The organism is Sphingomonas glacialis (genome assembly GCF_014653575.1).
Lineage (GTDB): Bacteria > Pseudomonadota > Alphaproteobacteria > Sphingomonadales > Sphingomonadaceae > Sphingomonas > Sphingomonas glacialis.
In genome coordinates this window covers 148,707-168,875 of record NZ_BNAQ01000002.1, presented here as the reverse complement: position 1 = coordinate 168,875, position 20,169 = coordinate 148,707, and the positions used below count along the sequence as shown (strand labels likewise).

Here is a 20,169-nt window from a genome sequence, read left to right as displayed (position 1 = left end):
CGGAGATATTGCGCGCCGATCCTCGCTGCCCGGCATCGGCCGGTCGCGTTCGGTCAGGGGCGGCGCGGCCAGTGCATGCGGATCCGCCAGACAATGCCGGTCTTGCGCACCGCACTGCCGCAGCGCGCCTGTGCGAACAGCCGCGCGTAGCTGAGATCGTGGACTGGCTTGGACGGGGTGAGGCGCTCATGCTCGCGCGCGGCGTCGAGCGCGGTCTGGCAGGCCTGCTCGCTCGGGAAACTCGCATCGAGCAAGGCGGCGGCGGAGTGCGGCGTCCAGGCCTTGGCGTGCACAGGCGTCGTGGCCGCCAGCGCCAAAGCCAGCGACGGCAGCGCGATCATTTGCTGAGCCGCACGGCCGACGCCGAGGCGATCTCGGTCTTCGGCTGCGCGCACGACCGTAGTGCGGCGAGTCCACCGACCGCGTCGAGCCGCGTGCGCGCTTCGCGGGCGAGCGCGGCCTTGTCGATCGGCCAGCCGATCTTGGCGTCCTTGGCGCTTCCCGGGAAGACGACATAGGCGATCCGCCCGTCGGGCAGCCCCTCGCCGTTGCGCGGGTTGGGCGCCTGGGCGCCGAGCGCGTGCCAGAACGCGACCGACGCCTCGCCGAGTCGTTCGACCGGGCCTTCGTCGGCGATGACGAACGGCGTCGTCTGGCCGGTATCGAGGTTGGTCGCGAAGCCGATATCGCCCATCTCGCCCATGCCATCGGTGCGATAGATCGGCGCGGGGAGCACGATATACGGGATCGCCGCGGCATCGACATAGCTGGCGGTGCTCGCGGGCCCGGCGAACGCGGTGTTCCGAAGCGACGTCATCGAGACGAAAAAGCCCTTGTACGGCCCGTCCTGCTGGATCGCTGGCCGGGTCGGATCTTCAGGGTCGGCGACGAGCACGGTCTGCCACCACGACCCGTCGGGATAGCCCGCCGCGGCGAGGCAATCGATCCCGCGCCCCGTCGCGGGGCAAGTGTTGGGCACGTCGGCGGGGTGATAGGCGTTGGGCGCACCATCGGCGTCGACGAGTTTGTGGTCGGTCGCGAAATAATAGGCCGCGTGATCAGGGCTGAACGCGATCGGCACGCCCATGTAATCGAATCCGCCCGCGGGGCAGGACTGCGCAATCGCGCTCGTGCTCGAAAAGAGGCAGCAGCTCAAAGCGGTCGCCAGCAGGCGCCGGACGGTGGACACGGTTGAATTTCCCTCGGGGGCTGGATGCACCCGCGTCGAACGAGGCAGCAGGACCGAGGGTTCCGCTCCCGCCGTACGGCGTGCGCGCAGCGCGACGAGGGGAGCGGTTATGCCGCTGGCTGGTAGATGTAGCGGAAGTACCAGACCTCGCGTCCCTGACGGCGTGCCTTGCGTTCGTAGCGCGTCTCGGGCCAGTCGTCGGGGCGGGTGAGGAAATCAGCGGCTGTTTGCGCGCTCCACACGAAATCGCGGCGTTGCCCGAGCACCATCATCGCCCAGCGGCAATAGGTCGGATCGTCGGTGCCGAGCCGGAATTCGGCGCCGGGCTTGAGCTTGGCCGCGATCAAATCGAGCGGGCCGTGATTGACCATCCGCCGCTTGGCGTGGCGCGCTTTGCGCCACGGATCGGGGTGGAGCAGGTAGACGCGCGACAAAGACGCATCGGGCAGGCGCTCGAGCACGTCGAGCGCATCGCCCATGTGGAGGCGGACATTGTCGAGCTCTTCGTCGCGGACATGCGTCAGCGCGCCGACGACGCCGTTGAGGAATGGCTCGCAGCCGATGAACCCCGTCTCGCGCCGCGCCATCGCCTGGCCGGCGAGATGCTCGCCCGCGCCGAAGCCGATCTCGACCTCGAGCGGGCAATCCTTGCCGAACAGCGTAGTCGCGTCGAGCGGACCTTCTTCGGGAACGCTGATTTCGGGGAGCAGGCGCTCGACCAAATCGGCCTGGCCGAGGCGGAGCTTGTGCCCCTGGCGGCGGCCATAGAGGCGGCGGGTCGTCATCGGATCGGTCATCCGCGCAGCCTCTAGCGAGCGCAGCGTTCGGAGCAAAGTCCCGTTACGGTCGTTACAGCGCATCAACGAAGTGGCGGACATGATGGCGGACACCAATCAAGAGCAAACCGAGGGCGGCGACGTCGAGGAACTGAAGGCCGCCAATGCGCGCGAGCTGCACCGAGCGGTGCGCGAGGAAGGGCAAGAGGAACTCGAACGCCCGATCACCTCGCTGTTCTGGTCGGGGCTGGCGGGGGGGCTGGCGATCAACGCCTCGCTAATCGCCGAGGCGGCGATCGCGGCGCACACCGCGCCATCCCCGGCGCGGCCGCTGCTGATCGCGATCGGCTATCCGATCGGCTTCCTGATGGTGATCCTCGGGCGGATGCAATTGTTTACCGAGAGCACGGTGACCGCGATGCTGCCGCTCGTGACCGAGCCGTCATGGGCTGCGCTCGGGCGGACCTTGCGGCTGTGGGGCGTGGTGCTGGGGGGCAATCTGCTCGGGACCGCGCTCGTTGCGTGGGCGTTTGCGACGCTCGAGCTCGGCGATCCCGCAATGCGCGCGGCGATGCTCGAAGTGTCGATGAAGATCACCGAGCACGGCGCGCTCGATACCTTCATCAATGCGGTGCCAGCGGGCTTCCTGATCGCGATCGTTGCCTGGACCTTGCCCAATGCGCGCGAACAGGCCTTCCTGGTGGTGTTCGGGATCGTCTATGTCGTCGCGATCGGCGGGTTCAGCCATTCGGTGGTCGGGTCGAGCGAGACCTTCCTGCTGCTCTTTTCGGGCAAGATCGGCGGGGGTCAGGCACTGGCGTTCCTCGTGCCCGCGGTGCTCGGCAATTTGTTCGGCGGGGCCGGCCTGTTCGCGGTGCTGGCGCATGCGCAGGTGCAGGAAGAAGGCGCCTGATCCGGGCGGAGCCAATCCGCCGCCCGCGGCGTTGGGCGTGCGACACAAGAGGAATAGCGACATGAGCAAGATCGCCGAGGCCGTGCGGAAAATCGCCCGCGCCGACCGCAAGGTCACGCACCGCGCCGCGGCGCATCGCGACACGCCGGTGGTCAAGCTGGCCGGAGCGGCGAGCGAAGTTGCCGACCAGCCGCCGTTGCTGCTGCTCGGCGTCGGGACGATCGTCGTCGGTGCGGTGCTGCGCCGTCCGACGGTGATCCGCAATGGGGTGCGGATGCTGGCGAGCGAGGTGCTCGCCACCGCGATCAAGAACGGCATCAAGCGCTCGATCGACCGCACCCGCCCGCAAAAGGCAATCGAGACCGGCGAGCACCGCTTCGCGCCGGGCAAGAGCGCGGCGCACGGCGATACGTCGTTCCCCTCGGGCCATACCGCCGGTGCAGTCGCGGTGGCGGGTGCGATCGCGCATGACACTCCCGCGGCGATCGCGCCCGCCTATGCGGCGGCGGCCGGGGTCGCGGCGGTACAGATGCCGCGCGGGAAGCACTATATTTTCGATACCGTCGCCGGGGCGGCGGTCGGCTTCGTCGCGCAGAAGGCGACAAGCATGATCATTCGCGCTGCCGAACCGGCCTTGGTTCGCCTTTTCAAACGCACCCGCTGAGCGTCGTGTGACGCCCGCGCTATGAGCCGGTCAAGAGGCTTAACAACGCCTTCAGCGCGTATCCTAAGTGCCGATAAACGCGGTTGAATTATCAGAACGCTCGATCTGCGACAAACGGGGGCGTTGTGATGAAGTTGACGTGTTGGACGATCCTTGCGCTCGCGGCGAGCATCCCGTCGGTCGCGGCGGCGCAATATAGCGTGCATTGGGCCGCGCCGGTGGCGGCGACGGGCCCCTCGGCGTATTTCCCGATCGGTATGCCGTTGCAGCTGAAGACGCGTAACGAACTCAACACCAAGGACGTGCATTCGGGCGATCGCTTCTATCTCGAGGTGGCCGAAGCGCTGATCTATCGCGGCCAGGTCGTCGTGCCGGTCGGATCGATCGCGGTTGGCGAAGTGATGCGGTCCGAGCGAAGCGGAAATTTCGGCAAGCGTGGTGAACTCGAGGTCCGGCTCGATTATGTCGAGACGCCGTCGGGGCCTGTCCGCATCTCGGGGCGTTCTGCGCGGCAGGGCTTGGATCAAGGCGTGCTGGCGATTGGCGGCGCGCTGTTCGTATCGTGGCCGATGATGTTCATTCACGGCACCAGCGGGCGGCTTCCTGCCGATTCACCGATCACCGCCTATCTGGCCGATGATCTGCACTTCGGCGTGCAACCCGGGTCGGCGCAGACCGCACGAGCCGGAACAGAAGCGCCGCCGCAGGGGCCGCGCGCGCTGCCGGCGCGGTTCGATCCGTCGGTCTTCTCGGCCAACCGGCCGTAACGACCGTGCCGAGCGCGGGATGATCCCGCGCTCGGCGTTCGATCAGGCGGCGACGGCGCTCTTGAGCGCGTCGACCAGATCGGTCTTTTCCCAGGTGAAGCCATCGGCATCGGGCTCGCGCCCGAAATGGCCATAGGCTGCGGTGCGCTTGTAGATCGGCGCGTTGAGCTTGAGATGCTCGCGGATGCCCTTCGGCGTCAGGCGAACGAGCTTGGGCAGCACTTCCTCGATCTTGGCTTCGGGAACGGTGCCCGTGCCATGCAGGTCGACATAGAGCGAGAGCGGCTCGGCGATACCGATCGCGTACGACAGCTGGATCGTGCAGCGCCGTGCGAGGCCGGCAGCGACGACGTTCTTCGCCATGTAGCGCGCGACATAGGCGGCCGAGCGATCGACCTTGGTCGGATCCTTGCCCGAGAAGGCGCCGCCGCCGTGCGGGGCTGCGCCGCCGTAGGTGTCGACGATGATCTTGCGCCCGGTGACGCCTGCGTCGCCGTCAGGGCCGCCGATTTCGAACGCGCCCGTCGGGTTGATGTAGATCGCGGTCTTATCGCTGATGAAGCCGTCGGGAAGGACGTCATGCATCACGCCGCTGACATAGGCGCGCAGTTCTTCGTACAGCGCCGGATTGGCGTTGTCGCCCTGCAGGCAATAGCCCGCCTTGTGCTGCGTCGAGACGACGAGCGCGGTCGCGCGGACCGGCACTTCGTTCTCATATTCAAGCGTGACCTGGCTCTTGGCGTCGGGCTCGAGGAAGGGTGCCGCACCCGAGTGGCGATCGGCGGCGAGGCGCTCGAGGATCTTGTGGCTGTAATAGAGCGTCGCTGGCATCAGGCCCGGGGTCTCGTCGGTCGCGTACCCGAACATGATGCCCTGGTCGCCGGCGCCTTCGTCCTTGTTGGCGCCTTCGTCGACGCCCATCGCGATCTCCGCCGACTGGCCGTGGAGATTGTTGTGGAAGGCGAAGGTCTCCCAGTGGAAGCCCGACTGCTCGTAGCCGATTTCCTTGACGGTGTTGCGGACGGCGGCCTCGATTTCCTTGAGCGCGCCATCGGCCCACTGGCCGTTCTCGTACACGCCCTTGCAGCGGATTTCACCCGCGAGGACGACGAGGTTGGTCGTGGTCAGCGTCTCGCACGCGATGCGCGCATAGGGGTCCTTGCCGAGGAACAGATCGACGATCGTGTCGCTGATCTGGTCGGCGACCTTGTCGGGATGGCCTTCCGAGACCGACTCGGAGGTGAAAAGAAAATTGGAACGCATGCGTGGGATCCTCATGTTGAGGAGAGCTTCGGCCGTTGCCATGCCTGATATAAAGCTTTCCTTATATGGCGCCCTATCGTGCCAGGCGGCGCAATGCAAATGCCGCGAGCGCGAGGATGATCCCGATCAACAACGCCATCGCATTGCCCATACGCGCGAACAGGGTCGGGCGAGCCGCGGGGGGAATCGGGCGCTCGATCGCGCCGGCCGTGTCCGCCGGGATCGACGCGACGATGCGGCCCTGCGCGTCGATGATCGCCGAGATGCCGGTCGGTGTCGCGCGGATGACGGGCAGGCCTTCCTCGATCGCGCGCATCCGGGCCTGGGCCAGATGTTCGGCCTGGCCCCAATAGCCGTACCAGCTGTCGTTCGACGGCTGGAAGAGGAAGGCCGGGCGGTGCCCGCTCTGGACGACTTCGCCGGAGAAGATGATTTCGTAGCAGAGCTGGAACCCGACGCGGCCGAAGGCGGGGAGATCGAGCCCGTCGGCGCCGTGGCCGGGGGCGAAGTCGAAATCACCGGGGACGAGCCGCGACAGGCCGATCGCCGATAGCAGCGGGCGCGCGGGGAGATATTCGCCGAACGGGACGAGGTGTGCCTTGTCGTAACGGCCGAGGATGTGGGCGCGCGCATCGATCGCGAAGATCGAATTGGTCGCGCTGCGCACCTTTCCGGCGGCGTCGAAGCGGAGCGCGTTGCCGCCGGTCAGCACGACGTCGCGGGGTCCGAGCGGGGCGGCGATGCGGCGGCGGACGAACGCAGGGTCGTCGGCGTAATATTGGAAGGGATAGCCGTCTTCGGGCAGATAGCGCAGCGCACCTTCGGGCCAGACGATCAGGCGCGGGGCTGGGCCTGGCTTTCCGCTCAGCCTGACAAGCGCCTGCAGGTTGGTCTCGGCATAATCGTCACGCGGACGCTGCTCGTCGGCGGCATTGGGCTGGACGACGCGGATGCGCGGGGCGTTCGGCGCGCTGGGGGCGATCGCCGGGGCGAGCGAACCGAGCGTCAGGACCAAGAGCAGGGCGGTGACGGCGGCGGGCAGGCGCCAGTCGCGACGCAGCGCGAGCAGCAGCGCGCCCGCAACGAGGACCGTGACGCCCGAGAGCGCATAGGTGCCGATCCACTGCGCGCCGCGCGCGACGCCGATCAGCGGGAGCCAGATCTCCGACAGCGGGTTCCACGGATAGCCGGTGAGCAGCGTGCCGCGCAGATATTCGGTCGCGATCCAGGCGGTGGCGAAGATCAGGACATAGCTCGCGTCGAGCACCGGGCGGCGCAGCTTCCACGCCACCGTCGCCGCCGCCATCGGGAAGATCGCGAGATAGAGCGACAGCAAGGCGGGTGCAACGAGCCCGAGCGCGTGCGGCATCGCATCCTGGAAGGTGAACGCCTTGGCGATCCAGTTATTGCCGATCGCGAAATGCGCAAAGCCGAACAGCCAGCCGCGCCACAGCGCCGCCTTGCGGGTCGGCGCCTGGTGGACGAGCAGCATCCACGCGGCGAGGCAGCCGAGCGTGACGGGCCACCACCCGAGCGGCGCGAAGCCGACCGCGGCGATTCCGCCGAGCAGAAACGAGAAGAGCGCGGGGCGTTGGGTCATCGCGTGCGGCTATCGCGGGATCGGCCGAGCAACGCAACGTCGCGCTTCGATCCTCCCCGGAACGGGGAGGGGGTGTGCGAGCGTTGGCCTGCCCCCGGCAGGCCAAGAATGTGTCCGGGGGACACATTCTCGCTCGCACACCAGCCTTCTTCAGCCTGGTGGTGGAGGAGGCTCTCCACGAGCGGTACGCCCGTGGCACGCCCCCTCCACCATTTTGCCGGGAGAGGCAAAACGGTCCCCCTCCCCCTGCGGGGGAGGATTTGGTAGGGCGCGTTTATGACACGGCCCTTCCACCTCGCCTTTCCGGTCCACGATCTCGCCGCGGCGCGCGCATTTTATGGCGAGACGCTCGGCTGCCGCGAGGGGCGAAGCTCCGACGCGTGGATCGATTTCGATCTCTACGGCCACCAGATCGTCGCGCATCTCGATCCGGCGGCGAAAGCCGTCGCGGTGTCGAACGCGGTCGACGGGCATGACGTGCCGGTGCCGCATTTCGGCGTCGTGCTGACGATGCCCGACTGGCAGGCACTTGCCGACCGGCTCACCGCCGCCGGCACGCGCTTCGGAATCGCGCCGCATCTGCGCTTCGTCGGGCAGCCGGGCGAGCAGGCGACGATGTTCTTTTATGACCCCTCGGGCAACGCGCTCGAGTTCAAGGCGTTTGCCGATGACGCGATGATCTTCGCGACATGAAGGATATGTGATGAGCGACCCGATCACCCTCGAAATTCCGCATAAGCTCGGCCTGGCGGGCGCTCGTGCGCGCGTCGAGGGCGGGGTCGGCAAGATCGTCGAGATGGTGCCCGGCGCGACGTCGGTCGATCATCGCTGGGAGGGCGACACGATGCATTTCACCGTTGCCGCGCTCGGGCAGCGGGTCGCGAGCCGGCTGACGGTGGGGGATGCCAAGGTGCGGGCGGAGATCGACCTGCCGATCTTCCTGCGGCTGTTCGCCGACAAGATTAAGGCGAAGCTGGCGAAGGAAGCGCCGAAGATGCTGGAGTAGGGGTCTTTTCCTGCTGCTACCTCTCCCGCACTCGGGAGAGGCTACGGAGACTTGGGTCGCGCTTCTTCAGCGCGAGCCTAGTCGTAGTCGGTGAGGGTCTTCTTGTTGGGCCGGGGAAGGCAGAAGAAGGCCCTCACCCAACCCTCTCCCGCGAAGGGCGGGAGAGGGCTAGGAACGAAAGTGCCTACTTCGCGCTCACGCGCCAGATCGTGTTGCCGACATCGTCGGCGACGAGCAGCGCGCCGGCTTGGTCGGTGATCACCCCGACCGGGCGCCCTTGCGCGCCGCCCTTGGCGTTGAGGAACCCCGTCAGCACATCGACCGGCTTGCTGCCCTTGACCGGGAAGCCATTGCCGCCGAACGGCACGAACGCGACCTTGTAGCCCGACACCGGCACGCGGTTCCACGAACCATGCTCGCCGACGAACGCGCCGTTGCTGAACTGCCCACCGAGCTTCGCGTCGGCCGCGAAGGTCAGGCCGAGCGCCGCGACGTGCGGGCCCATCGCGTAATCGGGGCGCTTGGAATATTCCTGCAGCGCGGGGTTTTCAGGCTTCACGCGGGCGTCGGGATAGCCGCCCCAATAATACCAGGGCCAACCGAAATTGTCGCCGAGCCCGACGCGGGTGATGTAATCGGGGACGATGTCCGAGCCGAGCATATCGCGCTCGTTGACCGCGACCCACAAGGCACCCGACTTGGGCTCGAACGCCATGCCTTGCGGGTTGCGCAGGCCCGCGCCGAACACGCGGAAGGTCTTGGCCTTGGGATCGACCTGGAGGATGTTGGCGCGGAATTTCTCGGCGTCGAGGCCGTTGTCGGCGATGTTGCTCGACGAACCGACGCCGACATAGAGCAGCCCATCGGGCCCGGCGAGCAGCGTGCGCGCCCAGTGATTGCCGCCGCCGACGAGCGGGATGACCTTTTCGGGCTTGGCGGTGATCTTGGTTTGGCCGGGGGTGAACGGCACTCGGACCAGCGCGTCGGTATCGGCGATGTAGAGCTGGCCGTCGAGCAGCGCCATGCCGGTGGGCGAGTTGAGCCCTGAGATCAGCACGGTGCGCGTTTCGGCCACGCCGTCGCCATTGGTGTCGCGCAGCAGCGTGATGCGGTTGGGCGAGGCGACGCCGGCGCCGCCCTTCTTCATCAGATAGCCCATCACGACGTCGGCCACGCCCTTGGTCGCGCGCGGCGGCGAATTGGTCTCGGCGACGAGCACGTCACCATTGGGCAAGCGGTAGAGCCAGCGCGGATGATCGAGCCCGGTGGCGAAGGCGGCGACCTTGAGGCCGGGCGCGGCGACCGGCATCGCGCCGTTCTGCCAGCCGACGCGGTCGGCGACCTTGACGGTCGGGATGGTCTGCTCTCGCGGGGGCGAGATCGTCGGGCGGTCACCTTCCACCGCGCTCAACGGAAGCTGCGCGGGTTCGGGCTGGAGCACCCACCAGAGGACGCCGCCGGCAACCAGGACGACGATCGCGAGAATGATGAGGATGTGTTTGCGCATGGATGCGAAATAGGGGGCGAAGGCGGGCAGGGGAAGCGCGTTCTCGCGAAAGATAGCCCCTCCCCTTTCGGGGAGGGGCTTCGTTCGTATCAGGCGACCGCAGGCTCGCCGCGGACATGGCCCGAGGCCAGGTCGAAGCGGTCGGCGTTCATCACCTTGACCCACGCCTTGACGAAGTCGTGCACGAACTTGTCACCAGCGTCGCCCGAGGCATAGACCTCGGCCAGTGCGCGGAGCTGCGAGTTGGCGCCGAACACCAGGTCGGTGCGCGAGGCGGTCCACTTTTCCTCGCCGGTCTCGCGCAGCGTGCCGAGATACTCCTCGTCGCTGTCGTCGCTCAGCTGCTTCCACGCCGTCTGCATGTCGAGCAGATTGACGAAGAAGTCGTTGGTCAGCTGGCCCTTGCGGTCGGTGAAGACGCCATGCTTCTCGGCCTTGGGGTGGTTGGCGCCGATGACGCGCAGGCCACCGACGAGCACCGCCATCTCGGGCGAGCTGAGGCCGAGCAACTGCGCCCGGTCGACCAGCAATTCCTCGGTCGGAACGCTGAACTTGACCGAGAGATAGTTGCGGAAGCCGTCGGCCTTGGGCTCGAGCACGTCGAAGCTTGCGGCGTCGGTCTGCTCGGCCGAGGCGTCGGTGCGACCCGGCGTGAAGGGCACTTCGATCGCGTGGCCAGCCGCCTTTGCAGCCGCTTCCACGCCGACCGAACCACCGAGCACGATCAGATCGGCGATCGACACCTTCTTCTCGCTCTTGCCGTCGAAATCGGCCTTGATGCCGTCATAGACAGCCAGCACCTTGGCAAGCTGCTCGGGCTGGTTGACCTCCCAGTCCTTCTGCGGGGCCAGGCGGATGCGCCCGCCGTTGGCGCCGCCGCGATGGTCCGAATGGCGATAGGTCGAGGCCGAGGCCCAGGCCGTCGTCACCAGCTCGGCAACCGAAAGGCCCGAATTGGCGATCGCCTGCTTGAGGGCGGGGACGTCGCTTTCGTCGATCTGCGCATAGTCGGCAGCGGGGATCGGATCCTGCCAGATCAGGTCTTCGGCGGGAACGTCGGGACCGAGATAGCGGACCTTCGGCCCCATGTCGCGATGCGTCAGCTTGAACCAGGCACGCGCAAAGGCATCGGCGAATGCCGCCGGATCCTTCTGGAAGCGCTTGCTGATCTCGAGATACGCCGGGTCCTTCTTGAGCGCCATGTCGGCGGTCGTCATCATCGTCGGGACCTTGACGCCGGGCGTGTGCGCCTTGGGGGCAAGCGTTTCCTCGGGGTTGCCGACCGGCTGCCACTGGTGTGCGCCCGCCGGGCTCTTCACCAGCTCATATTCATGGTCGAGCAGCATGTCCCAATAGGTCTGGTCCCAGGTGATCGGCGTCGGGGTCCAGGCGCCTTCGATCCCAGACGTGATCGTGTCGTCGCCCATGCCGGTGCCGTGCGTCGACACCCAGCCCATGCCTTGCGTCGCGATGTCGGCGCCTTCCGGCTCGACGCCGACGAGCGAGGCATCGCCCGCGCCATGCGCCTTGCCGAAGGTGTGACCGCCGGCGGTGAGCGCAACGGTTTCCTCGTCGTTCATCCCCATGCGCGCGAAGGTCTCGCGCATGTCGCGCGCCGAGCCCATCGGGTTCGGGCAGCCGCCGGGGCCTTCCGGGTTGACGTAGATGAGACCCATCTGGATCGCGGCGAGCGGGTTTTCGAACGCCTTGCCCGATTCCTCGTTGATGCGCGTTTCACCGAGCCACTCTTCTTCGGTGCCCCAGTAAATGTCCTTGAGCGGCTCGAACACGTCCTCGCGTCCGCCACCGAAGCCGAACACCGGGCCGCCCATCGATTCGATCCCGACGTTGCCGGCCATGATGAACAGATCGGCCCAGCTCAGCTGCTTGCCGTACTTCGCCTTGATCGGCCACAACAGGCGGCGCGCCTTGTCGAGGTTGCCGTTGTCCGGCCAGCTGTTGAGCGGTGCAAAGCGCTGCGAGCCCGACGACGAGCCGCCGCGACCGTCACCGGTGCGATAGGTGCCGGCGCTGTGCCACGCCATGCGGATGAAGAACGGGCCGTAATGCCCGTAATCGGCCGGCCACCACGGCTGGCTGTCGGTCATCAGCGCGGTCAGGTCGCGCTTCACCGCGGCGTAATCGAGCGTGTTGAAGGCTTCGGCATAATCGAAGTCGTCGCCCATCGGGTTGCCCGACAGGCCGTTTTGCTGGAGGATTTCGAGGCTGAGCTGGTTAGGCCACCAATCGCGATTGGTGCGGCCGAGCAACGAGCGGAGCGCGGCGGGCTCCTTGCTCGGGTCGCTCAGCGGGCTGCCTGAGGTAATGGCGTCCATGATTCTCTCCATGTCGAGGCTTGGTAATCTCGACACGGAGAGTGGCATGGACGCGAAGATCGAGGAAATGCATTAAACCGCAGAGAGTGATCGACCGGGTGATTTCTGCGGTCGGCCGTCAGCCATCGCGACCTTCGGGTTCGGCCTTGGGCGGATGCAGGCGCAAGCCCAGCACGCGGCGTGTGTCGGCGGCGGTCACTTCGAGCGTCCAGCCGCTGTCATGCACGATGCATTCGCCGACTTGCGGCACATGCCCCGCAAGCACCGCGGCGAGGCCGCCGATCGTGTCGATATCGCCATCGACCTCGGCGAGCCGCGGGTCGATCGTCTCGCCGACATCTTCCAATTCGGCACGCGCATCGGCTTCCCAGGCGCCGCCGTCGAGCGGGACGAGCAGCGCCTCGGGGGCGTCGTCGTGCTCGTCCTCGATATCGCCGACAATTTCCTCGATCAGATCCTCGATCGTGACGAGGCCTTCGGTGCCGAAATATTCGTCGAGCACGATCGCGAGATGGACGCGTTTTGTCCGCATGTCGGCGAGCAGATCGAGCGCGCCGCGCGACATCGGGACGTAGAGCGGCTCGCGGATCAGCTCGGCGATGCTCGGCGGATGCGGCGCGCCAGTCGCAAGGATCGCGAACACGTCCTTGATATGGACCATGCCGATGATCGTATCGAGCTTCTCGCGATAGACCGGCAAGCGGCTGTGGCCGGCCTCGGCGAACAAGGCGACGAGGTTGGCGAAGCTGGTGCGCTCCTCGACCGCGACGATATCGGCGCGCGGCACGCCGACGTCGCCGGCATCGCGCTCGCCGAAATGGAGCAGGTTGCGCACCATCGTGCGTTCGAGCGGGGAGAGATCGCCCTTGGCGTCGGGCGCGGGGTCATCCTCATGCGCGTCGATCGCTTCCTCGAGCGTCGCGCGGAGCGATTCGTCGCCGGTGTGACCCGAGATCCAGCTGCGGAAGCTCCGCCAGATGCTGGTTTCCGCGTGCTGGGCACCGCCTAAATGGCTGGCGGTGCCGGTCGTACTTTGGCCGTCGGGCATGGCGGTCGTTCAGTCCTCTTCGATGAGATAGGGATCGGCAAGACCGAGGCTCTTGAGCGCGTCGATCTCGATCGCCTCCATCGCCTCGGCCTCCATGCCGACCATGTGATCATAGCCTAGCAAATGCAGCGTGCCATGCACGATTAAATGCGTCGCGTGATCTTCGAGGCTGACGCCTTTTTCCATCGCCTCGCGCGCGCAGGTCTCGTGCGCGAGCACGATGTCGCCGAGGAGGACCTCGCCATCGTCGCTGTTCTCGCCGATCGTTTCGAGCAGGTCGGCCTGGACCATCGGGAAGGAGAGCACGTTGGTCGGCTTGTCCTTCTGGCGATATTGCGCGTTGAGGACCTGCACCTCGGCGTCGGTGGCGAGGCGGATCGAGATTTCGACCGTGGCGGCGCCGGTCGCGAGTTTGCCATACGGCGTGCGCGAGATGGCGGCGGTCGCGGCGTGCGTGGCGAGCGCCTCCCAGTCGTGCTCGGGCCAGACGTCTTCGTGGGAGAGGGCGATTTCAAGCATCAGGCAAGGTCCGTATGGAGGAAGTCGTTGCCCTTGTAGAGCAGGCTGGCGTTGTTGGCCTTCGCGCAGGCGTAGGCAAAACAGTCGCCCATGTTGAGTTTGGCGGGGTGGCCGGTGCCCTTGCCATAGCGATGGTACGCATCGACAGCGACGTGGCTCTCGGTGGTGCCGATCGGAACCAGACGGATCGCGAAGTCGGCGACGAAGGTCTCGATTTCGGAAAACGCGTGTGTGATGGGCACGGTCCTTTTTCTGGCGACGGCGCGTGCCGCCTCCCACAGCGAGATCGCCGAACACACGATCTCGTCAGCCGCGCCGAACCGTTCCTCGAGCGCGGGCGACCCGGCTTCCCCGGTCATCATGGCGACCATGGCGGATGCATCGAGAAAGAGGATCAATCCTCATCCTCGTCATTTAGCGAATCGTAAAACGCCTTGTCGGCCTCGAGGCCGGTCGCTTCGCCGAGCGGATGGGCCGCGCGCCACGCCTCAAGCCGATCGTGGATGCTGCGGCTCCGCTCGGCCTGAAGGGCGCGCTTGCGATGTTCGAGCGCGTCATGGACGGCCGCCGTCTTGCTGGTGCCCAACAGAGCGGCGACCTCGCGCGCGAGATCGGCGGTGTCATGGTTCTTGATGTAGAGTGACGCCATCGGAGCCTCCGGGATATCCTGAATATACTATCAGGATATCCCAATCGTCAATCAACTCGCGCCTTCATACGCCTCGACGATGCGTCCGACGATCGGGTGCCGCACGACGTCGGCCGAGCCGAAGCGGCAGATCGAAAGCCCCTCGACCCCTTCGAGCCGCCCGACCGCATCGTTCAACCCGGACGCATTCATCCCGCCGGGCAGATCGGTCTGCTTGGGATCGCCGCACACCACCATGCGGCTGTTCTCGCCGAAGCGGGTGAGGAACATCTTCATCTGCGCGGGCGTGGTGTTCTGCGCCTCGTCGAGGATGATGAACGCATCCGCGAGCGTGCGGCCGCGCATGAAGGCGATCGGGGCGATCTCGATCTCGCCGCTGGCGATGCGGCGCTCGACCTGCTCGGCAGGCAGGCAATCGTTGAGCGCATCGTAGAGCGGGCGGAGATAGGGATCGACCTTCTCCTTCATGTCGCCGGGGAGGAAGCCGAGCTTCTCGCCCGCCTCGACCGCGGGGCGCGACAGGATGAGGCGCTGGATGCTGCCGGTGATGAGCTGCGCTACCGCCTGCGCGACTGCGATATAGGTCTTGCCGGTACCCGCCGGCCCGAGCGCGAAGATGATGTCGTTGTTGAGCAGTTGGCGCATGTAATGCGCCTGCGCGATCGTGCGCGGGACGATCGTCTTCTTGCGCGTGCGGATCATGATCTGCGGGACGGCGCCGCCGCCCGCATCGGCCTGGATGATCCCGGCAAGCGTCGGCTCGCTCGACATCGCGATCACCGCGTCGATCAGCCCGGTATCGACGACTTCGCCGCGCACGATGCGGTTGTAGAGCCCGTGGAGCACGTCACGCGCCTGCGCGACCGCTTCGGCGCTGCCCTCGAGCCCGACCTTGTTGCCGCGCGCGGTGATGTAGACGCCAAGCTTGTTCTCGAGCGCGAGCAGGTTCTGGTCGAATTCGCCGAACAGCTGCGCCATCAATTGGGGACGATCGAACACGAGTTCGGTGCGGCTACGATCACCGGATTGCGCGGGGACGGGCTTGCGGCTCATGCGGTTCCTTAACGTCGGAGGGTGAGCAAAAGGTAGGGATCGCGGCGCGGATAGATAGGTGGCGATTGGAATATTCCGACGCGGCGCCCGAGGGCGCTGGGCGCGCGTGCGAGGATCAGCGGCGCAGGCCGATCCGTTCGAGCACGATGCGTCCGCCCGAGAGCAGGATCATGCCGACGCCCGCCGCGATATAGACCCACAAGGCCGCCGGATTGCGCTTCCATTGCGGCGGCACGAGTTCGGTCGGGGCGGGTTTGGGCATAAGCAGCGTTTTGCGCTTTTTGGGGAGGCGTGTCGAGAGGGCGCTTCTTTTTGAGCCCTCTTCCATTCTTCATGGGAGAGGGTTGGGTGAGGGTCTTCTTCTTCTTTGTTGGCGGGGGAGAAGAAGGAAGAAGATCCTCACCCAACCCTCTCCCGCGAAGGCGGGAGAGGGCTTCAGGAAGAAGACGGCGGGAGGAGACCGAGCATCGAGTTCGCGCCGGCTTCCGCCAGCGTCACTTCGACGAGATCGCCGATCGCCGCATCGCTGACCAGATGGACCGATTGCAGCCACGGGCTCTTGCCGATCAGCTGGCCGGGCAGCTTGCCGGCGCGTTCCATCAACACCTGGCAGGTCCGCCCGACGGTCGCCGCGTTGAACGCCGCCTGATCGCGGTTGAGCGCGGCCTGGAGGCGCTGGAGGCGGTCGTCCATCACGTCTTCGGGGACTTGATCGCCCATCGTGGCGGCGGGCGTGCCGGGGCGCGGACTGTATTTGAAGCTGTAGGCCTGGGCATAGCCGACCGCGTCGACCAGGCTCAGCGTTTCGCGGAAATCGGCCTCGGTCTCGCCGGGGAAGCCGACGATGAAATCGCCCGACAACGCGATGTCCGGCCGCGCCGCGCGGACGCGCTCGAGGATGCGCAGGTACGAGTCGCGGCTATGGCTGCGGTTCATCGCCTTGAGGATGCGGTCGCTGCCCGCCTGCACCGGCAGATGCAGGAACGGCATCAGCTTCTCGACGCTGGCATGCGCGTCGATCAGCCCCTGCGTCATGTCGTTGGGGTGGCTCGTCGTGTAGCGGATCCGGGCGAGGCCGGGGATCGCATCGAGCGCGGCGATCAGGTCGTGCAAGCCGCGCGCGCCATCGGTCCAGGCGTTGACGTTCTGGCCGAGCAGGGTGAGTTCGCGCGCGCCGGCGTCGACCAGCGCCTTGGCCTCGTCGACGATTTGCCCCCAACCGCGCGAGACTTCGCCGCCACGCGTATAGGGCACGACGCAATAGGTGCAGAACTTGTCGCAGCCTTCCTGCACCGTGAGGAACGCGCTCGGCGGCACGCGGCGGCGGGCGGGGAGGTGACCGAACTTGAGGTCGACCGGCATGTCGGTATCGAGCGCCGCCTCGCCGCGTGCGGCCTTCGCGACGAGGTCGGGCAGGTTGTGATAGGCTTGCGGGCCGACGACGACATCGACCTTGGCGCGCCGCACGATTTCGGCGCCCTCGGCCTGTGCGACGCAACCGGCGACTGCGATCATCGGGCTGCGGCCCTGCTTGCCGGCATCCTTGCGCAGCCGGCCGATGTCCGAATAGACCTTCTCGGTCGCGCGCTCGCGGATGTGGCAGGTGTTGAGCACGACGAGGTCGGCGTCCTTGGCATCTACCTGCGTGAGGCCTTGCGCGGCCATCAGCTCGCCCATCCGGTCGCCGTCATAGACGTTCATCTGGCAGCCGAACGATTTGACGGCGTACGTCTTGGGGGCGGACTTGGGGGCGGTGGTGGCGTCTGACATGATCGGCGGCGCTATAGGCACAAAAGCGCCGGTGCAGAACCCCTGCTAGGCGGTCGGCGCGGGGCGTTCGAGACCGGCGGCGAGGACGCCGGGCAGCGTGTCGCCTTTGCCCGCCCAGGCGTCGTGTCCGATGAACGGCGGGACGGGGCCGCACATCACCACCGACAGCGCCGCCTCGATGCGCCGCTTGCTCTCGGCCGCGATCAGCTTGCGCCCGGGAAAGTCGCGCGGATAGAAGGGCTCGAGGAAGTGCACCGCGACGCGGAACCGCTCTTTGCGCGCAAGCAGCCGCATCGCATTGGCCTTGCCGGTCTCGTCCCCGATCCAGGCGATATCCGCACCGACCGGGCCGTAGTCGAGCAGCACGGGCTGCACCATCACGCCCGGCGGCGGTGGCTCGAGCACCTTGAGCATCGGCGTCTTGAACGGCAGCAACGAGCGGCCGTCGGTGGTCGTGCCTTCGGGGAACACCGTGACCGACCAATTCTCGGCAAGCGTCTCGCGCAGTGCGTTGATCTGCTCGGCGACTCCCAGGCGATCCTCGCGCGCGACGAACACGGTACGGTTGAGCGTGGCGAGCCAGCCGACCACCGGTGCCTCGCGGATTTCGGCCTTGGCGACGAACGCGGTGCCGCTTGCCCCCGCGATCGCGAGGATGTCGATCCAGCTGACATGGTTCGCAACGTAGAAAACGTCGCGCTTGAGCGGCACGCCGACGACGCGCACGCGCGCGCCGCAGATCCGCGCCGCGGTGCCGAGGAACAGGCGCGGCCAGGGTGAGGAAAGCCGCACCGTCCGCCACAGATAGTGCAGCGGAATCGCGAGCAGCAGCGTCACCGCGAGCAAGCTCACGCGCGTCCACAGCCTGACCCAGCCGAGCCAAGAGATCGGGGGCGGGCGGCCAGCGGCCGCGTCGGCCCGCGCCGAGGCGCGCGCCGCAGCCGCTTCAGCTCTTGCGGTCAAGGACGACGCCGTACAATTCCATGCGGTGATCGACCAGCCGGAAGCCGAGCCGTTCGGCGATCGCCTTCTGGAGCTGCTCGAGCTCGGGATCGACGAATTCGATGACCTTGCCGGTCTCCACGTCGATCAGATGATCGTGATGCGCCTCGGGCGCGGGCTCGTAGCGCGAGCGGCCGTCGCCGAAATCGTGGCGGTCGAGGATGCCGGCCTCTTCGAAGAGGCGAACGGTGCGGTACACGGTGGCGATCGAGATGCCCGGATCGATCGCCGAGGCGCGCTCATAGACCTTCTCGACATCGGGATGGTCTTCGGCATCGGACAGGACGCGCGCGATCACGCGACGCTGGTCGGTGATACGCAGGCCTTTTTCGGCGCACAGGGCTTCAAGATCGATATGACGCGGCATGCGGCCGATGTAGGCGCTTCGCGGTTGTTGCGAAAGGGGATAGTGAGTCGCAACAAGCCCGATCGACTAACCCTCGAGCCCCTCCCTGTCGCGGGAGGGGCGGTGGCAGGGGCTTAGCGTGCAGCGACCTTGCGGCGCTTGGTGCCGAGGCCAATCTTCTTGGCGAGCGTGCGACGCTGCTCGGCATAGTTGGGCGCGACCATCGGGTAATCGGCGGGGAGATTCCACTTCGCGCGATATTGCTCGGGGGTCATCTGATAATGCGTCATCAGATGGCGCTTGAGCATCTTCAGCTTCTTGCCGTCTTCGAGGCACACGATGAAGTCGGGCTTGATCGAAGAGCGCACCGAAACTGCGGGCTCTTGCTTGATGGTTTCAACGGGCGCCGGGCCACCAAGGCTGGTCAAAGCACCATGAACGTTTGCGATGAGCACCGGAAGATCCGAAACCGCAACGCTATTGTTGCTGACATGCGCAGCAACGATGTCCGCGGTCAACGTAATCAGGGTCTCCTGCAGTTCGTCCATCACGTCCATAATAATCCTTTCACGATCAACTCGGCAGGCGTCTCAGCCCGCCTGACGGGGCCTATCGCCGCTCCGCTCTCCCTGTGCAAGCAGTAATGAATATGTGACAAAAGGTTTAAGGTATTAAGCGGCGATACGTTAGAGCGTCATAAGTCTGTCCGTTGTGTCCGCGATAGTAATCGCGGCGTCGACCGGCCATGATAAAGCCCTCGGAACTATACAATTTAATGGCGTCATTATCGCTGCGGACTTCGAGATGAATGCTGGTCGCGCCTTGCAATCCGGCATCGCCGATAACGGTACGCAGAAGAGCGCCAGCGACACCGCGGCGACGCAGATGCGGTGTAGTTGCGAGCAACAACAGTTCTGCTTCGTCGAGCACGCGACGCGACAACGCGAAACCGGCGGATTCACCGGAAACTTCGGCAAGTGTCAGCCACACGCCTGGCATTGCGAGCAGGCCGAGGACTTGATTGTGCGTCCACGCCTCGCCGAAGCGCGGATCGAACGCCGCCTGCATCACGCGATCGACACTCGCCAGATCGGCGACGGCGCCGGTCCGCAAGGCGATGCCGATCATCGTGCTCATGCCACGGGCACGAGTGGCTTCGCGTCGGGCGCGCGGCCGTAGATCGGCTTGGGCTCGAGCGTCGTCCAGTGCGGCGGCAGCAACACCGCGTCGGCGGCGTCGGGCAAGCGTGGATCGGCGGCGATGGTCGGGTCGAGCGCGGTCAGGTAGCGGACGCCGCTGCCGATCGCGGTACGCCCTGCCAGCGCGGCGAGCGCCGCCTCGGGCCGCAGCGACGTAAAGGGACCGGTGTCCCGATCTGGCGGGGCAAAACCTTGCATGAAGACCTCGCCATGCCCGCCTTCGAGGATGATCGCAAGATCGCCACTGGCACCGCTGCCGAACGCCGTCGCGGCGAGCAGATTGAGCGAGGAATATCCGGTGAGCCTTGCGCCCCAGCCGAGCGCGAGACCGCGCGCGGCGGCAATCCCGACGCGGATGCCGGTAAAGCTGCCCGGTCCGCAATCGACCAGGATCGCGTCGGCACGGCCACCGCCGGGCAAGTCGGCAATCATCGGAATCAGCCGCTCGGCGTGGCCGCGCCCGACGACTTCATGCGTCTGGGCGAGGACCGTGCCATTCTCGATCAGCGCCACCGAGCACGCAGCGGTGGCGGTTTCGATTACGAGCGTGCGCGACAAGGGC

The 20,169-nt window shown here is 66.5% G+C and carries 24 protein-coding genes; 5 read left to right on the top strand and 19 right to left on the bottom strand.

The genetic code is table 11. From position 1 onward, the window contains the following. Positions 1–53: 53 nt before the first annotated feature. The 3 genes from IE187_RS07460 to trmB form a co-directional block, all read right to left on the bottom strand. The gene (locus tag IE187_RS07460) at positions 54–341 is read right to left on the bottom strand and encodes a hypothetical protein (RefSeq protein WP_189675731.1); all 288 of its coding nucleotides are present in this window, start codon (positions 339–341) and stop codon (positions 54–56) included. Then, the gene (locus tag IE187_RS07455) at positions 338–1,189 is read right to left on the bottom strand and encodes a glycoside hydrolase family 75 protein (RefSeq protein ID WP_189675730.1); all 852 of its coding nucleotides are present in this window, start codon (positions 1,187–1,189) and stop codon (positions 338–340) included. The genes IE187_RS07460 and IE187_RS07455 overlap by 4 nt, the downstream gene beginning before the upstream one ends. 107 nt (positions 1,190–1,296) lie before the next feature. Beyond that, positions 1,297–1,986, bottom strand: a complete 690-nt coding sequence (gene trmB, locus IE187_RS07450; protein WP_189675729.1) for a tRNA (guanine(46)-N(7))-methyltransferase TrmB — start codon at positions 1,984–1,986, stop codon at positions 1,297–1,299. Positions 1,987–2,068: 82 nt separating this feature from the next. Between trmB and IE187_RS07445 the strand changes: the two genes are divergently transcribed. From IE187_RS07445 to IE187_RS07435, 3 genes are all read left to right on the top strand, one after another. After that, the gene (locus IE187_RS07445) at positions 2,069–2,878 is read left to right on the top strand and encodes a formate/nitrite transporter family protein (protein ID WP_189675728.1); all 810 of its coding nucleotides are present in this window, start codon (positions 2,069–2,071) and stop codon (positions 2,876–2,878) included. A 61-nt stretch (positions 2,879–2,939) separates the two neighbouring features. Next, complete coding sequence (locus IE187_RS07440) at positions 2,940–3,542, top strand: phosphatase PAP2 family protein (protein WP_189675727.1); 603 nt, start codon at positions 2,940–2,942, stop codon at positions 3,540–3,542. A 128-nt stretch (positions 3,543–3,670) separates the two neighbouring features. After that, positions 3,671–4,309: a hypothetical protein gene (locus tag IE187_RS07435; protein WP_189675726.1), complete on the top strand. Its 639-nt coding sequence runs from the start codon at positions 3,671–3,673 to the stop codon at positions 4,307–4,309. 42 nt (positions 4,310–4,351) lie between these two features. On the opposite strand, the gene metK is transcribed toward IE187_RS07435, so the two are convergent. Beyond that, positions 4,352–5,572, bottom strand: coding sequence for a methionine adenosyltransferase (metK, locus tag IE187_RS07430; protein ID WP_189675725.1), 1,221 nt, complete (start codon positions 5,570–5,572; stop codon positions 4,352–4,354). A gap of 73 nt (positions 5,573–5,645) precedes the next feature. Continuing rightward, positions 5,646–7,172 carry an apolipoprotein N-acyltransferase gene (gene lnt / locus IE187_RS07425; RefSeq protein WP_189675724.1) on the bottom strand — a complete coding sequence of 509 codons (1,527 nt, stop codon included), beginning with the start codon at positions 7,170–7,172 and terminating at the stop codon, positions 5,646–5,648. Between the two features lie 276 nt (positions 7,173–7,448). Here lnt and IE187_RS07420 point away from each other — a divergent pair, with 276 nt between their 5' ends. Together IE187_RS07420 and IE187_RS07415 are read left to right on the top strand one after the other, a co-directional pair. After that, entirely contained in the window at positions 7,449–7,865 is a 417-nt protein-coding gene (locus IE187_RS07420) for a VOC family protein (RefSeq protein WP_189675723.1), read from the top strand. Between the two features lie 10 nt (positions 7,866–7,875). Beyond that, positions 7,876–8,178, top strand: a complete 303-nt coding sequence (locus tag IE187_RS07415; RefSeq protein ID WP_189675722.1) for a polyhydroxyalkanoic acid system family protein — start codon at positions 7,876–7,878, stop codon at positions 8,176–8,178. Between the two features lie 184 nt (positions 8,179–8,362). Here IE187_RS07415 and IE187_RS07410 read toward each other — a convergent pair whose 3' ends face one another. The 14 genes from IE187_RS07410 to tsaB all read right to left on the bottom strand — a co-directional run bounded on the left by IE187_RS07410 (position 8,363) and on the right by tsaB (position 20,165). Further along, positions 8,363–9,685, bottom strand: a complete 1,323-nt coding sequence (locus tag IE187_RS07410; protein ID WP_189675721.1) for a PQQ-dependent sugar dehydrogenase — start codon at positions 9,683–9,685, stop codon at positions 8,363–8,365. 89 nt (positions 9,686–9,774) lie between these two features. Beyond that, positions 9,775–12,021: a catalase/peroxidase HPI gene (gene katG, locus IE187_RS07405; protein ID WP_189675720.1), complete on the bottom strand. Its 2,247-nt coding sequence runs from the start codon at positions 12,019–12,021 to the stop codon at positions 9,775–9,777. 118 nt (positions 12,022–12,139) lie between these two features. Then, positions 12,140–13,069: a hemolysin family protein gene (locus IE187_RS07400; protein ID WP_133186715.1), complete on the bottom strand. Its 930-nt coding sequence runs from the start codon at positions 13,067–13,069 to the stop codon at positions 12,140–12,142. Positions 13,070–13,078: 9 nt separating this feature from the next. Then, positions 13,079–13,588, bottom strand: a complete 510-nt coding sequence (gene ybeY, locus IE187_RS07395; protein ID WP_189675719.1) for an rRNA maturation RNase YbeY — start codon at positions 13,586–13,588, stop codon at positions 13,079–13,081. Beyond that, positions 13,588–13,986: a type II toxin-antitoxin system VapC family toxin gene (locus IE187_RS07390; protein ID WP_189675718.1), complete on the bottom strand. Its 399-nt coding sequence runs from the start codon at positions 13,984–13,986 to the stop codon at positions 13,588–13,590. Before IE187_RS07390 ends, ybeY begins: the two co-directional genes overlap by 1 nt. Then, positions 13,983–14,237: a type II toxin-antitoxin system VapB family antitoxin gene (locus IE187_RS07385; protein ID WP_189675717.1), complete on the bottom strand. Its 255-nt coding sequence runs from the start codon at positions 14,235–14,237 to the stop codon at positions 13,983–13,985. The genes IE187_RS07390 and IE187_RS07385 overlap by 4 nt, the downstream gene beginning before the upstream one ends. A gap of 51 nt (positions 14,238–14,288) precedes the next feature. Further along, the gene (locus IE187_RS07380; RefSeq protein ID WP_189675716.1) at positions 14,289–15,290 is read right to left on the bottom strand and encodes a PhoH family protein; all 1,002 of its coding nucleotides are present in this window, start codon (positions 15,288–15,290) and stop codon (positions 14,289–14,291) included. Between the two features lie 115 nt (positions 15,291–15,405). Further along, positions 15,406–15,552 carry a hypothetical protein gene (locus tag IE187_RS07375; protein ID WP_157134567.1) on the bottom strand — a complete coding sequence of 49 codons (147 nt, stop codon included), beginning with the start codon at positions 15,550–15,552 and terminating at the stop codon, positions 15,406–15,408. A 173-nt stretch (positions 15,553–15,725) separates the two neighbouring features. Then, positions 15,726–17,060: a tRNA (N6-isopentenyl adenosine(37)-C2)-methylthiotransferase MiaB gene (gene miaB, locus IE187_RS07370; RefSeq protein WP_189675715.1), complete on the bottom strand. Its 1,335-nt coding sequence runs from the start codon at positions 17,058–17,060 to the stop codon at positions 15,726–15,728. A gap of 45 nt (positions 17,061–17,105) precedes the next feature. Further along, positions 17,106–18,023: a lysophospholipid acyltransferase family protein gene (locus IE187_RS07365; protein WP_133186727.1), complete on the bottom strand. Its 918-nt coding sequence runs from the start codon at positions 18,021–18,023 to the stop codon at positions 17,106–17,108. Continuing rightward, positions 18,007–18,429, bottom strand: a complete 423-nt coding sequence (locus tag IE187_RS07360) for a Fur family transcriptional regulator (protein ID WP_133186729.1) — start codon at positions 18,427–18,429, stop codon at positions 18,007–18,009. The genes IE187_RS07365 and IE187_RS07360 overlap by 17 nt, the downstream gene beginning before the upstream one ends. Before the next feature lie 113 nt (positions 18,430–18,542). Next, a complete protein-coding gene (locus IE187_RS07355) occupies positions 18,543–18,965 on the bottom strand; it encodes a Ros/MucR family transcriptional regulator (protein WP_133186731.1) in 423 nt (140 codons plus the stop codon). 106 nt (positions 18,966–19,071) lie between these two features. Beyond that, positions 19,072–19,545, bottom strand: coding sequence for a GNAT family N-acetyltransferase (locus IE187_RS07350; RefSeq protein ID WP_189675714.1), 474 nt, complete (start codon positions 19,543–19,545; stop codon positions 19,072–19,074). Further along, positions 19,542–20,165, bottom strand: coding sequence for a tRNA (adenosine(37)-N6)-threonylcarbamoyltransferase complex dimerization subunit type 1 TsaB (tsaB, locus tag IE187_RS07345; RefSeq protein WP_189675713.1), 624 nt, complete (start codon positions 20,163–20,165; stop codon positions 19,542–19,544). Before tsaB ends, IE187_RS07350 begins: the two co-directional genes overlap by 4 nt. Positions 20,166–20,169 lie beyond the last annotated feature (4 nt).